The following is a 13,387-nucleotide window of genomic DNA, read 5'->3' on the forward strand; positions in this document are numbered from 1 at the left end:
CATGCAACTGCTTGCAACGGGCGTGTATAGCCGCTCGGGTCAGCGCCGAGATGTGCGGTTCAGGCCAAACGCCCTGAATATCCTCACCGGGAAGTCCAAGACAGGGAAGTCGGCACTTCTTCATGTCGTCGAATTCTGTCTAGGCCGGAACACGGTGACGATCCCTAGTGGAACGATCAGCGAGAATGCTTCGTGGTACTACGCGTTGGTCGTAGTTGGGGATCAAAGGATCTTCATTGCCCGCCCAAACCCAGAAACGGCCACAACGACTCATGCGATGGTTCGGTTCGGCGGGGAAGATCTGGAGCCTCTCGACCACGCGGAACTCGAGGTGAACGCGGATACCGACGTCATCCGCGACGCGCTTTCCGACCGTATCGGTGTCGAGCGGTACACGGTTCAGCCTGAACCGGGGTCGTTGCGTTACCCAATCGAGGTTTCTATCAAGCAGGCCCTCTTCTACTGCTTTCAAACGCAGAATGAGATCGGCAACTCCGAAGTGCTCTTCCACCGCGCCGCAGACGGTCAGATAAAGAGCACTATTCGAGACACGCTTCCGTACTTTCTTGGCGCCGCTACTCCCGAGCAATTCGCAATCCAGCGCCAACTTCTCAACGCTCGTCGTCAACTCCAACGAAGCCTGAACGAGATCTCGGTGGTGGACGCGGACGCAGCCGAACAGACACCGCGAATAATGCGCCTCCTGGCCGCAGCAGACTCTCTCGGCCTCATGACCACAGCCGAGGCTTTCGCGGCACTTTCTCCAAGAGATCAGTTGGAATCGATTCTCCAGGCGAGTAGACCCGAACCAGACATCTCACCCGATCTGGCGGGTTTGTATGGTGAGGCCACTCGGGCCCTTGAGGAGCTGAACGGCGAAATCCGTCGAATCGATGCTCGCGCTGAGACCCTTCGCTCACTTCAGAGCGCTCGGGCTAGCGCGGAGCACGAGATAGCTCATCAGGTCGACCGCCTATCAGCCGTCGAAGTGATGGCGCCTCGCAGACGAGTTGAGGGTGATCCCGAAACCTGTCCCCTGTGTCACTCGGTCCTGCCTGAACCGGATGAGACAATCTCGGCTATTCAGAGCCACCTCGATGGGCTACGCCTGCGGCTTCAGGCCGCCGTTGATACCGATCGACAGCGGCAAGTTGCGATGGATGCGTTGCTTGCGCGACGGGCTGATGCGACGGCCGAGATCCGCACTCTGCTTGCGAGATTGGACTCACTGCGCCGCGACGAGACCGACGAGGTCGACGGCCTACCGCTTCGTGAGCGGGTGGCTCAGCTCAAGGGACGCGTCATGCAGGAACTCGAACGCGGAGTGGATACGCGCGATGAGGTCAACATATTGCGCGGGCGAGCAGCCACACTCCGAGGTCAGATCGCGCGTCTCGAGGAACTGCTCGCCGCCGATAGCCCGGAACTAGCAACCCAACACGCACTCGATCAGATCTCGGGGAACCTCACCGAATACGCGCGCGCATTAGGGCTCGAGGGGTCCGAGCACCACATCGTGTTCGACCTACCTAGTTTGTCTGTGGCGGCGCTCTATCCTGGTGGCCGACGCCCTCTTGCACGCATGGGGAGCGGAGAGAACTGGGTCGGATACCACCTCGTAGCTCACCTCGCTTTCCACCACTGGTTTGCAACCCAAGCTCGTCCGGTGCCGAGATTCTTGATGCTCGATCAGCCGACTCAGGCCTTCTTCCCTGAAGAAATCGTCGACGCGGCCGAAGACGAAGACGCTGATTGGGAGGGCGTTCGCCGTCAATTCACTCTTCTTGCGCGGTACGTGGACGAATTGGATGGTGCCATGCAGGTGATCGTCTGTGATCATGCAAATCTCTCCGACCAGTGGTTCCAGGACGCGGTGATCGCCAATTGGCGCAACGGGGAGGCGCTAATCCCGGTCGACTGGCTCGATGGCATGCAGACTTAACTCCGGCAAACTGCTGCGAGCGGCAAAGTCGGACCGGAGCGCTGGCGCTGAGATAGACATACTTCGAGCCTCCGCGCGCTCAAGGGTGGTCGCAACTCGACTCCTAGATCAGCCCGATTATCCGCACCCGCACACCTGACAGACCGGAACGCGCCCTAGCGTGTAGCAGAAATTTGACGTGCAATCTCGTCGATATCAAGTCGGGCCTGTTCGATGATGTCCGTTGCGGCATCGAGGCAGTAGCTCTGCTTTCCCATCACCGAGGTATCGATTACGAGGCATCGTTCGCCAGCCATGATTGGTCTCGCATCCTGGCCTGTCTTGTGGCGATGGCAGACTCGCTCCCGGACCGCCGTTTCGACCCTCACGTGATTGATCAGCCCACGCGGTTTTGGCAACGTTCGTCCCCCTCTTTTACAGCGGACCCAATCGGCGTGGTTCAATCATCCCGCTGTGGGGGAGCAAACACACCCCCCCTGGGGTTCGAACGTGGCCCGTAATCGGATGAAGCGCGCGGCCTGCTTCAACTCTTGGTCGTTGAGGCGCCGTTGTGCAGGTCACCTGGTCCGGCGCGCGATTCCCGCGCACTGCCTCAATATGGGTCCACTACGGCCGCGGGTACTTCACTGCAACCCGCAGCGGGCGGCGACCGCGCCAGCGGTGAGCCGCACGAGTCGGTTGAGGAGCGCCACGCACTGTTCCGCATCCTCGAGTTCAACCATGGCGCGCCTTTGGTGTTCTTGAGGCGTACCGTCAGCAGTGCATTAACTGCGCCTAGCGCGTCGTGACCGTGCGCCAGTGCATGCCGGACCTGGAGCCATTGATCGAGGCGTGCTTCGACCATGGTCGGGGTCCAGACGATTCTGGGCTTCCCGCGCCCGCCCGCAAGACTGAACGTCCAGTGACTTTGCGGATCGAATCCAGCACTGCGCATGAGTCGTCGCGTGTTGTGCGAGTTCGGCGTCGCGAAGTCCTTGATCGCCCTGCGGGCAGGTCCGACGGCTGCGTCGTGGCGGCAATGTCGATCGGCGCCGGGCCTCTCGGCCGTGCTGAATCGAGAATGGCAATGACCATTTCCTCGACAGCGGCTTGCCACGCCGCTACCGCAATAAAAACGATCGCACGGTTGAGTGATGCTTCCGTCGCACGATGTCCGCGCCCCGGGCCACCGTGGTCGGGACGAAACTACACGACGTTGTTGCAGTGCCTCAGGGCGACGTGAAACTGGTCAACTGCTGCAAATCCATCTCGCGAGTTTCTCAGAAGCGCCCCGCACACGAACCGTGCCCGCTCATGCGCAATGTCCAGATGAGGATACTTATCGTGCGCGGAGCCTGCGCCGGAGTTCAGGCCGATGCTCGAATGTGTGCACGCAGGTGTGATCGGCATCCACGGCGTGGAGGGCTGCGCGGCCTCTGTTCATTGGCCGTCCCTACGGATCAGGGGGTTGAGGGTTCGGGGCCCTTCGGGGCGCACTGTCTTGAGACAGTCTGAGAAGAGCTCCGCTTCGATGGGGCTCTTCTTGTTCTCGGCCCGTCAGGTGAGCAGCCAGCGACTGAGCCGCCGGATGAGCTCCGGCGCGAGCGGCGGCGCGTAGGCTTCCGCGTCGTGCCCCAGCGCGCTGTAGGCGGCGCGGCATCCGTTGCTCTCGTGCGTCCACGCGAGCGGGTGCGCGACCCCGTCGGCGTGGTCGTGCACGAGCAGGACGTCGGCTTCGGGGGAGACCCGGAGCGCCGTGTACGCCTCATCGACGGTGTCGAGGGGATCGAGGTCGGCCACGGATGCAGAGACGGCGCGCACGTGCAGCGGTCCGCGTTCGGGGTGGTAGGTCTCGTCGCGGACCCAGCGTCCGCCGAGTCGCGCCTCCCACACCGTGTGCTCCGGCAGAAGCGTCGCTGCGACGTGCAGGGCGAGCAGCGGGCCGCCGTAGGCCGCGAGGATCTCGGCGAGGCGCGCGTCGAGCGGATGCGGCGCGGTACCGCCGCCGGCGTTGACGACGAGCATGTCAGCAGCGTCGATCCGCTCGGCGAGGTCGTCGAGCGTGTCGACGACCGTGACGTCACCCTCGTCGCGGAGCACGTCGGCCACGATCGCACTGGTCTCCGCGAACGGATGCCACGGGTCGGCGTAATCCGCACCGCCCGAGAAGAGCAGTATTCCGCCGCCGCCCGTGGTCATGTACTCACCCTATGGAGGATCCGCAACGAACGTTCGTCTTCCGTTAAGTTGTGCGCAACTAAATTGCGTGCAACCATACGTGTATGAGAGCGACCGACCAGATGGTGTGCTTCGGGGTGTACTCGGCCAGCCATGCCTTCGGGCAGGCGTATCGGCGCGTGCTCGCGCCGTGGAGGCTGACGTACCCGCAGTACCTCGTCATCGTCGCTCTCGGGGAGCAAGAGTCCCGGTCGGTCAAGGAGTTGGGCGCAGAGCTCTTCCTCGATTCCGGGACTCTCTCGCCGCTCATCCGCCGCCTCGAGGCGCGCGGCATCGTCTCCCGTTCGCGCAGTCCTCACGACGACCGCGTCGTCGAGGTCTCGCTGACGGACGACGGCCGTGCGCTCCGCTCGGAGCTGTCCGTCGTCGGCGCGGAGATCGCGCGCTGCACCGGACTCGACGAGGAGAAGGCGCGGATGCTGCTCGACGCGGTCCACGACCTGAACCGCGTCATGCGTACCACCGACGAGGCAATCGCCTCCTGACCCGAAGGACATCATGGAAGCTCTCTACACCGCAGAAGCACTCGCAACCGGAGGCGGCCGCAACGGACACGTCCGTACTGTCGACGGTCTCGTCGACACCGACGTGCGCGTTCCCAAGGAGATGGGTGGCGCCGGTGGCGCTCCGAACCCCGAGGTGTTCTTCGCCGCCGGTTACGCCGCGTGCTTCCACAGCGCCCTGCAGTCCGTCGCCCGCGCCCAGAAGGTGACCCTCGAGGACACCAGCGTCGGCTCGCGCGTGAGCATCGGCTCCAACGGCGAGGGCGGCTTCGGTCTCGCCGTGCAGCTCGAGGTCGTCATCCCGAACCTCCCGCACGACCAGGCGCAGGCGCTCGCCGACGCCGCGCACCAGGTGTGCCCCTACTCGAACGCCACGCGCGGCAACATCGAGGTCACCGTCACGGTCGTCGAGGACTGACATCCGCCGGTCTCAGAGGGCCGGACTCAGACGACAGGGCTCACGCGCAGCCAGCGGAAACCGCAGGCGGGCAGCGTGAGCCCTTCGTCGATTGCGAGCTCGACGCCCTCCACCAGATCGAGTGCCGTGCGCGCGAAGCCCGACAGCGTCTCCGCGGGAACATGCGCGGGCTCTGCGGCGACGTTCGCGAGCACCAGCACGACCGACCCGTCGCCGGGGCGCTGATACGCGACGACCGACGGCGCGGGGACGTCGAAACCGATCAGACGCGTCCCGTCGAACTCCGGCGTCGTGTGCCGGACGGCGATGAGCTTCGTGAGGTCGCGGTGGATGCGGCCGGCCGAGGTGGCGGCATCCGTCCTCTGCGCATAGCGGTCACGCGGCTTCTGACCGCGGTGCGTCCAGCGCGGGTCGTCGCGACGCTCGGGGTCGTCGCGGAACGTCGGGTCGTTCAGCTGACCGACCTCGTCGCCCAGCCACAGCACGGGAAGACCCGGCACGCTCAGCGCGAACGCGTGCGCGAGGGCCACGCGGGCTTCGCCGAGCGGGTCGCTCGCCTCGACCCCGGCGAGCGACGCGGTTGTCCCCGCCACGCCGTCCGCCGTCGCCAGGCCGCGCCCGAACGAGGAGCCGTCCGTGTAGCGAGCGGTGAGCTCGGCAGCATCCGCTCGCCACACCACCGCGTCCGCGTCCCGCACCGCGGCGACGTCGAGACTGCCGTCGCGTGCCTCGAGCGCGCGCTGCAGGGGTGCCGCGTCGCCCGTAGCGAGCGCGTGCCAAAGAGGAGCGGAACCGGGAGATGCCGGGAGCACATCGACCCCCGGTGCACCGATCGCCAGCACGGGGGCGAGGACGTCCACCGTGTCGCGAGCCGGAAGGAGGAAGACCTCGACCCCGCGCCCGGCGAGGAAGAGGAGATCGTCCACGAGTCCAGCGAGATCGTCGCGCGCGGGGATGTCGACCGCGAGCGAGATGCCGGACAGGCGAAGGTGGGCAGCCAGGTCGGAGAGGCGGTCGATCGATCCGAGACCGGGGTCGCCGCGACGGAGGTCGATCGTGCCGTCCTCCCGGCGGGCGAACGGTGACTGGACGTGCAGCACGCTCACGCCGAGGTCGCGGAGCGCGGGGATCTCGTCTCGGAGCCCGGCGAGGTTGCCGGCGTACCTGTCGGCGTAGCAGGCGGCGCCGAGGGCGAACCGCGAACTCGTGCGCACGGGGTTCGCGGCGCGCTGCTCGCCGTGCACCTTGAGGTCGAGGGAACGACCGTTCGCGGCGACGACCGCCGCCGTCACGAGGTCGACGAGATCGGCAGACGATCCGCGTCGGGCCAGCGCCGCGCGCAGCCCGGGGACGTGCTGGCGGATCCGCTCGGCCGCGGCGTCGTCGATGCGGACGCGCTCCGCGACAGCGGACAGCGTCGCCGCGAGGTCATCCTCGACGGCCCCGATGGTGCTCATGCGGTGGACCTCCCGCCCCCCAGCGTAGAGGGCGGGCCCCGCCGCTCAGTCGGCGCGCGCCACCGTGCGGTCGAGGAACGCGTGGATCGTCGCGTGCAGTGCGGCGGTCGAGGCCGCGTCGATCGCTCCGGAGTGACCGCCCTCGATGGGCTCGAGGTAGTGCACCTCGGCATCCGTCTCGTCCGCCAACCGTGCCGCCATCTTGCGCGCCTGTACGGGGCCGACCCGGTCGTCGCTCGCGGCCGCGTAGATGAGGGATGCCGGGTACCGCCGCCCGGGCTCGATCAGGTGGTACGGCGAGAAGGTCTTCACGAACTCCCACTCGGCCGGGTCGTCGGGGTCGCCGTACTCCGCGATCCAACTGGCACCGGCCGACAGTCGCGTGTACCGCCTCATGTCGAGGAGGGGCACGCCGCAGACGATCGCCCCGAAGTCGTCGGGATACTGGGTCAGCATGTTGCCGACGAGCAGACCGCCGTTGCTGCGGCCGTGGCAGGCGATGCGGTCGGGGGTCGAGACGCCGCGTGCGACGAGGTCGCGCGCGACGGCGGCGAAGTCCTCGTATGCGCGGTGGCGGTTCTCGCGCAGCGCGGCCAGGTGCCACTCGGGTCCGAACTCGCCGCCGCCGCGGATGTTCGCGACGACGTACACGCGTCCCTCCTCGAGCCAGGCGGGGCCGACGATCGTCGGATACTCCGGGGTGAGCGCGTGCTCGAACCCGCCGTAGCCGTTCATGAGGACGGGGAGAGTGCCGGAGCGCTCCCGCGGACCGACCTCGAAGTACGGCACGCGCGTGCCGTCGGCCGACGTCGCCCAGTGCTGCTCCGCGACGAGTCCGGACGCGTCGAAGGTTGGGCGGCTGCGGTCGACGACGCGGGGCTCGGCGCCGGGGGCGATCACCAGGAGCGTCGGGGGAGTGAGGAAGCCGCGAGCGACCACCCACAGCTCGTCGTCCTCGTCGTCGTCGGCGGTGGCGACGCTCGCGCTGAAGAGATCGGCGTCGCCGAGGCCCAGGTCGATGTCGACTCCGGTCAGCGTCTCGGGATCGAGCGACACGAGCCGGCTCTGCACGCGGTCGAGGATCGTGAGGACCAGGCGCGTGCGGGTCCACGTCCACGTTTCGAGCACCGCCGTGTCGCTCGGGGCGAAGGCGACGCGCAGGTCCGACCCGTCGCCCTCCGTGACGGTCTCGAGTGGACCGATGAGGAGGGTGCCCGACGGATGCGTCGTGTCGCCGATGCGCCACGGGGTCGTGGTCCGCACGGTGACGAGGTCGCCGTGAACATCGACGTTCGCGTCCTGCGGCACGGCGATCAGACGCGGCTCGCCGCCGTCCCAGACCCAGGATTCGGAGTGGAAGAAGTCATGCGCGATGACCACGATCGGCGTCGCGGTGCCGCCCGTGCGGTCGACGTGCGCGAACACGCCGACGTCCGAGGCGACACCCGTCACGATGGGCGGAGCGTCCGCGAGGGACTCGCCCCGTCGCCAGGCGCGGGCGCTGATCGGATACCCCGAGTCGGTGACGCCGCCGCCGTGCAGGGCAGTGGCGACGAGCAGGGTGTCGCGGTCGACCCACGCGATCATCGTCTTCTCGGCGTCGAGGGCGAACGGGGTGTCGTCGACGAAACGACGTGCGTCGAGGTCGAACTCGCGCACGACGGTGGCGTCACCGCCGTCCGGGCTCAGCCGCACGAGTGCACGCCCGCTGCCCGCAGGTCCGTGAGCCGCGCCCGCGAACGCCCAGGCGACGCCTTCCTCGCGGCCGAGTGCGTCGACGTCAAGCAGCACCTCCCAGGTCGGTTCGCCCGCTGCGAAGGCGGCGCGGGATGTCCGTCGCCACAGGCCGCGGGGGTTCGCGGCATCCCGCCACAGGTCGTACATGAGATCGCCGTGGCGGCTCGGGACGACGAGTCGATCGGGGTCCTGAAGGATGCCGGTCAGGCGGCGCTCGAGCGCGGTGCGTGTGTTGCCCGAGAAGGCCGCCTCGGTCTCGGCGGTCCGTTCGGCTGCCCAGGCGCGGGCCTCGGGTCCGTCGATCTCCTCCAACCAGAGGAACGGGTCGGCGGGCTCGGGGGCGGTCTCGTGGGCGCTCATGTCGCCAGCCTAAGGCCGTCTCCGACGTGGGCGTTCGCCGTGCGAGAACCGTTGGCACTCGGTAGGTCAGAGTGCTAATCTGAACGCACTTGAGCCGCAGGGGCTCAACTTTAAGACCACATCACTGAAGGAGAGAATCATGGCAACCTACGACCCGTTCCGTGACATCGACCGCCTGGCGTCGACCCTCTTCGACACGCGCCGCGGCCCGCGACGGATGCCGATGGACCTGTTCCGCGACGGCGACCACTACGTCCTGAACGCCGACCTGCCGGGCATCGACCCGGGCTCGGTCGACATCGACGTGGACGGCCAGCTGCTCACCATCCGCGCCGAGCGCACCGTGGGGGCGGCCGACGGGGTGAAGTGGATCACGCGCGAGCGTGAGACCGCGAGCTTCCTGCGCCAGCTGAACCTCGGCCAGGGCATCGACACCGACGCCATCACGGCGACCTACAGCAACGGTGTGCTCACCGTCACCATCCCGGTGAGCGAGAAGGCCAAGCCACGCAAGGTCGAGGTGGTCGCCGACGGTTCGGCCCCGACCATCTCCGCCCGCGAGAGCGATCCGCAGCCGATCGACCAGTGATCACCGCGGCATCCTCGCACTGACGCGAATCGCCCCGCATCCCGTCTCGGATGCGGGGCGATTCGCATGTGTCACACGCCGCGAAGGCGCGCGGTCAGCTTCTCGAGCTGTGCGAGTTCGTCGTCGGTGAGGACCGACATCCGTTCGGCGATCGTCCGGCCGTGGACCGTCGCCAGCCGACGGAACATCGTTGCGCCCTTGTCGGTGGCGCGGAGGATCGCGCCGCGGCCGTCCTGCGGGTCGGGCTGCTTGGAGACGAGCCCGCGTGCCACCATCCGGTCGACCAGTCGCGAGACGCTGGGCTGGCTGATGAGCATGTTGGCGGTCACGTCGCGCAGGCGTGCGGTGTGCTCATCGCAGCGGGTCACCGTCAGCAGGACGTCGTACTCGGCACCGGACAGCTGATCGTCGTCGAAGTCCCGGGAGATCTCGGCCATGACCTCGTGCTGCGCGCGGAAGAGGCTCTCCCACGCGGCGATGGCGAGGCGTCGATCGGTCATGGCGTCAACTGTATCGCCGCGGGCAGACGCGCCGAGCGCCGATGGTCCCCTCGGCTTCACCGCGCCGTCACGTGCCGTTCGCACGCTCAGGAGAGCATTCTCATGAACTGTGTTGTCGCTATGTCCTGACAAACCCGCGTGTCATCGATAGTCTGCGACGACTCCCGCAACCGATGGAAGTGAGGCGCGCCCGTGAGCGTGAAGAAACAGACAAGACGAGCAGGCAGCCGGACCCGCGGCGCGATCGGGGGCCTCGGCATCCTCGTCGCGTGCACTCTGGCAGCCGTCCCCGCCTTCGCGGCGGACGGATTCACCGAGGCGCAGAAGACGGCGACCTACTCGTCGGACGCGACCGCCTCGACGGGCGATTCGAGCGCTCCCAGCGCGGACAACTGGTCGGTCCGGATGATGGATGTCTTCCAGAACCTCCGCACCGACCGCGGCCCGGGCGGCAATGCGGCCGTCATGGACTACAACGACGAGCTGACGAGCGAGATCAACCGGACGGCCTCGAAGGCGCAGGTCCAGCGGGCCATCGTCGACCAGTACCAGGACATGTCCGTCAGCATGGGCGACGCGTTCGGGAAGAAGCTCGGCGCGATCTACGCCGAGGCCATCGCCGACGGCGAACTGCCCAAGGTGACCTGGCTGCTCAACAAGGAGGGCGGCAAGCTCGGCTCGACCTCGTCGACGAACCCGCCAAAGAACTACTTCGACTACGACCGGCCGTACATCCGTCTCGACAAGACGAAGGACCTCGTCTACCGCGACAAGGAAGGCGGCGACGCGTGGGGTTCCACGAGCGGCTCCTTCCCGTCGGGCCACACGTCGCAGGCGTACTGGCAGGGCACGGCGCTCGCCGAGATGCTGCCCCAGCTCGCGCCGCAGATCCTCGCCCGCACGGTCGAGGCCGGCAACAACCGCGTCGTGATGGCTGCGCACTACCCGCTCGACGTCATCAGCGGCCGCATGATGGGCCAGAAGATCATCGCGCTCCGCCTCGCCGACCCGGCCATGCGCGCGCTCGTCGACGAAGCCGCCGACGAACTGCGCGGCGTTCTGGAGCGCGGCTGCGGCGACACCCTCGAGAACTGCATCAAGAAGGACGTCCCGTACCTGCCGACCGACAAGGCGCTCGCGTACTACGAGGAGCACCTCGGGTACGGCTTCCCCGACATCGGCCCCAAGGGTGAGAAGGTCGTGGTGCCCGCGGGAGCCGAGGAGCTGCTCGTCTCGTCCCACCCCGACCTGACGCCGGCGCAGCGTCGACAGGTGCTCGCTCTGACTGCCGAGGACTCCGGCAACCCCCTCGACGTGGGCGAGCAGGAGAGCTGGCAGCGGATGAACCTCGCGGCGGCTATGGCCGCGAAGGTCACCGTGAAGGCGGACGGCTCGGTCGTGATCGGCGACGGAAGCGTCGAGCCCACCCCGCAGCCCCAGCCGAGCCCGGGCCCGCAGCCCGAGCCCACCCCGACCCCGGAGCCGACGCCGGCTCCCACGGCTGAGCCCACTCCCGCGCCCGCACCGACCGGTTCGCCCGAGCCGACCCCCGCTCCCCAGCCGACGCTCCCGTCGACCGGCGGCACCCCTGGTGCGCCGGTCGCGAACGGTGACGACCTGCCGGCTGCGGCAGAGGGCGGCATCCAAGCGTCCGTCCGCGGCGACCGCGTCGTCGTCTCGGGGCTGACGGCCGGCGAGCGGTACTCCGGGTTCCTGTACTCGACGCCGACAGCGCTCGGACAGGTGACGGCGGATGCCGCCGGTGCCGCGAGCTTCGCGCTGCCGAACGACGTCGAGCCCGGCGCCCATCGGGTCGCCGTCGTCGACGAGTCCGGCGATCTCGTCGGATGGGCCGCGGTGACCGTCTCGAGCGGTGCGGTCGCGGCGGCTGACGGCGACGAGCTGGCGTCGACCGGTGGTCAGGCCGGGCCGCTGTGGGTCGCAGGCAGTGCCGGTGCGGCGCTTCTCGCACTCGGGACGGTGCTCGTGATGCGCCGCCGCCGGAGCGAGACCGCCTGACGGGTGATGCAGTAAGGGCCGGCTGGAGAGGCATCCAGCCGGCCCTTGTCCCTTTGCACCAAGAGTGTCCTGCAATCACATGTCGGTAGCTGCCACAGCAAAACATCTACCGTGCAATGACTGTATAACGGCGAGATAACGGTGGCAAGGAATTCCTGTTATCAATTTGTGATGAGCAAGCTCGGTGTCCGGTGTGGCCCTCACCGCGCCGCGGCGGCGGTCGTCCGCCGCTGCCCGATCGCCCACACATAGGGGGCGGGCGTGCCGTTGATCGCCCAGTCGCCGACGATGCGTTGCTTGAAGATGACGGGGTTGTGCGACGACACGGCGCGGGCGTTGCGCCAGAAGCGGTCGAGGCGCTTCGTTTCGGAGACGGCCGACGCGCTGAGCGCGTTGAGCACGGTACTCGTCGCCTCGAGGGAGAGGGACGTGAGGACGATCTGTCCCTGGGCGGACTCGATCTCGGCGCGCTGATTGGCGCGTTCCTCGGCCTCGGGATCGCACGCGAAGCGCGCCACGTAGGCGTCCTGCGCGGATTCGGCCGCCCGCACCGCGACCGCCCGGGCAGCGAACCCCTGCGCCGTCGCCACCCCGACGGTCTGCTGCACGAGCGGATCCTCTGACCAGGTCCCGGCGGAGCCGTGGCTGAAGACACGCGTGCGGGCGCGGGCGTGTGCCGCGACCTCCCGCGCCGCGCCCGCGACGAGGCCGGCCTGCGTGGCGAGGTGGACGAGCTGGTAGAAGGCCGTCTGGTAGCGGAAGCGATCGGCGAAGACGGTGATGTCGTCGGGATCGACGCGGGCGTCCTCGAGGATCGTCGTGCCGCTGCCGGTCGTGCGCTGCCCGAAGCCGTCCCAGTCGTCGTGGACGGTCACGCCGGGTTGATCGGCGCGCACGATCGCGATCACGGGGACGCCGTCGTGCTCTGCGTACACGTCGAGCCAGTCGGCGAAGATGCTCCCGGTGCTGTAGAACTTGGTGCCGTTGACGACGAGGTCGTCGCCGCGACGGGTGACCTTCGTGTTGACGTCGCCGACCTTCACCTCGCCGATCTCGGTCCAGGCGTTCCCGGCGATCTCGCCCGAGACGAAGCGCGTGAACCAGGCCGACTGGTCGACGGTCGCGTGCTGGTTGAGGCGGTCCTCGACGTAGGCGAAGTGGCCCCGCAGCGCCTGCGGGATGTTGGAGTCGGCGGCAGCGAGCTCGGTGAGCAGCTCGATCAGCTGGGGGAGGGATGCCCCTGACCCGCCGTACGCACGCGGGACACGGACGGCGCCGAACCCGGCATCGGTGAGCAGCCGGATCTCCTCGCGCGGCAGCCGACGGTCGTTCTCGCGGTCCACCGCGCCGTCGGCGATCTGCGCGAACAACGGCCGGAACCGCGCCGCGAGCGTCTCGTAGTCGGTGCCGAGCGAGAGCTCGTCGTGGAGTGCGGGGTCGGGATGCCGGGTCATGTCGTCGCCTCTCAGCAGTGGGGTCGTGGTCGTCGCACCCTTGCTACTCGCCGAATCCGCGCGGGGCGCGTTTGTGACGTGAATCGCGGCATCCCGTCGTCACGGGCCGACACACACCGTCACGCCCCGACACACGCGTTCACATCGATTGACACTGCCCGGCGCCCGGGCGGAAGGTTCCGGGGAACCCA

Annotated in this window: 10 protein-coding genes; 5 read left to right on the forward strand and 5 right to left on the reverse strand. The window is 67.9% G+C overall.

What is annotated here, in order from left to right; all coding sequences use genetic code 11:
- Position 1: 1 nt before the first annotated feature.
- Positions 2-1,942: a DUF3732 domain-containing protein gene (locus Q9S78_RS04410; protein ID WP_311869674.1), complete on the forward strand. Its 1,941-nt coding sequence runs from the start codon at positions 2-4 to the stop codon at positions 1,940-1,942.
- Positions 1,943-3,478: 1,536 nt separating this feature from the next.
- On the opposite strand, the gene Q9S78_RS04415 is transcribed toward Q9S78_RS04410, so the two are convergent.
- Positions 3,479-4,120, reverse strand: coding sequence for a ThuA domain-containing protein (locus tag Q9S78_RS04415; protein ID WP_311869048.1), 642 nt, complete (start codon positions 4,118-4,120; stop codon positions 3,479-3,481).
- An 83-nt stretch (positions 4,121-4,203) separates the two neighbouring features.
- Here Q9S78_RS04415 and Q9S78_RS04420 point away from each other — a divergent pair, with 83 nt between their 5' ends.
- Both Q9S78_RS04420 and Q9S78_RS04425 read left to right on the forward strand, forming a co-directional pair.
- Positions 4,204-4,644, forward strand: a complete 441-nt coding sequence (locus tag Q9S78_RS04420; RefSeq protein WP_311869049.1) for a MarR family winged helix-turn-helix transcriptional regulator — start codon at positions 4,204-4,206, stop codon at positions 4,642-4,644.
- 13 nt (positions 4,645-4,657) lie between these two features.
- Complete coding sequence (locus tag Q9S78_RS04425) at positions 4,658-5,080, forward strand: organic hydroperoxide resistance protein (RefSeq protein WP_020097977.1); 423 nt, start codon at positions 4,658-4,660, stop codon at positions 5,078-5,080.
- Positions 5,081-5,106: 26 nt separating this feature from the next.
- Here Q9S78_RS04425 and Q9S78_RS04430 read toward each other — a convergent pair whose 3' ends face one another.
- A complete protein-coding gene (locus Q9S78_RS04430; RefSeq protein ID WP_311869052.1) occupies positions 5,107-6,537 on the reverse strand; it encodes an alpha-amylase family glycosyl hydrolase in 1,431 nt (476 codons plus the stop codon).
- Positions 6,538-6,582: 45 nt separating this feature from the next.
- Complete coding sequence (locus tag Q9S78_RS04435) at positions 6,583-8,634, reverse strand: prolyl oligopeptidase family serine peptidase (RefSeq protein WP_311869053.1); 2,052 nt, start codon at positions 8,632-8,634, stop codon at positions 6,583-6,585.
- A 139-nt stretch (positions 8,635-8,773) separates the two neighbouring features.
- On the opposite strand from Q9S78_RS04435, the gene Q9S78_RS04440 reads away from it, so the two are divergent.
- The gene (locus Q9S78_RS04440; RefSeq protein WP_018185508.1) at positions 8,774-9,223 is read left to right on the forward strand and encodes an Hsp20/alpha crystallin family protein; all 450 of its coding nucleotides are present in this window, start codon (positions 8,774-8,776) and stop codon (positions 9,221-9,223) included.
- 71 nt (positions 9,224-9,294) lie between these two features.
- Here Q9S78_RS04440 and Q9S78_RS04445 read toward each other — a convergent pair whose 3' ends face one another.
- Positions 9,295-9,723: a MarR family winged helix-turn-helix transcriptional regulator gene (locus tag Q9S78_RS04445; protein ID WP_018185507.1), complete on the reverse strand. Its 429-nt coding sequence runs from the start codon at positions 9,721-9,723 to the stop codon at positions 9,295-9,297.
- A 192-nt stretch (positions 9,724-9,915) separates the two neighbouring features.
- Here Q9S78_RS04445 and Q9S78_RS04450 point away from each other — a divergent pair, with 192 nt between their 5' ends.
- Positions 9,916-11,742: an acid phosphatase gene (locus tag Q9S78_RS04450; protein WP_311869056.1), complete on the forward strand. Its 1,827-nt coding sequence runs from the start codon at positions 9,916-9,918 to the stop codon at positions 11,740-11,742.
- Between the two features lie 200 nt (positions 11,743-11,942).
- Here Q9S78_RS04450 and Q9S78_RS04455 read toward each other — a convergent pair whose 3' ends face one another.
- On the reverse strand, positions 11,943-13,196 hold the full coding sequence (locus Q9S78_RS04455; RefSeq protein WP_311869059.1) for an acyl-CoA dehydrogenase family protein: 1,254 nt from the start codon (positions 13,194-13,196) through the stop codon (positions 11,943-11,945).
- Positions 13,197-13,387: the final 191 nt, after the last annotated feature.

The organism is Microbacterium aquilitoris, from assembly GCF_031932285.1.
Taxonomy (GTDB): Bacteria; Actinomycetota; Actinomycetes; order Actinomycetales; family Microbacteriaceae; genus Microbacterium; species Microbacterium aquilitoris.

Excerpts from the sequence above, each read along its gene's own strand:
- Q9S78_RS04410 (WP_311869674.1), top strand. The coding sequence starts at position 2 with ATGCAACTGCTTGCAACGGGCGTGTATAGCCGCTCGGGTCAGCGCCGA.
- Q9S78_RS04415 (WP_311869048.1), bottom strand. The coding sequence starts at position 4,120 with ATGACCACGGGCGGCGGCGGAATACTGCTCTTCTCGGGCGGTGCGGAT.
- Q9S78_RS04420 (WP_311869049.1), top strand. The coding sequence starts at position 4,204 with ATGAGAGCGACCGACCAGATGGTGTGCTTCGGGGTGTACTCGGCCAGC.
- Q9S78_RS04425 (WP_020097977.1), top strand. The coding sequence starts at position 4,658 with ATGGAAGCTCTCTACACCGCAGAAGCACTCGCAACCGGAGGCGGCCGC.
- Q9S78_RS04430 (WP_311869052.1), bottom strand. The coding sequence starts at position 6,537 with ATGAGCACCATCGGGGCCGTCGAGGATGACCTCGCGGCGACGCTGTCC.
- Q9S78_RS04435 (WP_311869053.1), bottom strand. The coding sequence starts at position 8,634 with ATGAGCGCCCACGAGACCGCCCCCGAGCCCGCCGACCCGTTCCTCTGG.
- Q9S78_RS04440 (WP_018185508.1), top strand. The coding sequence starts at position 8,774 with ATGGCAACCTACGACCCGTTCCGTGACATCGACCGCCTGGCGTCGACC.
- Q9S78_RS04445 (WP_018185507.1), bottom strand. The coding sequence starts at position 9,723 with ATGACCGATCGACGCCTCGCCATCGCCGCGTGGGAGAGCCTCTTCCGC.
- Q9S78_RS04455 (WP_311869059.1), bottom strand. The coding sequence starts at position 13,196 with ATGACCCGGCATCCCGACCCCGCACTCCACGACGAGCTCTCGCTCGGC.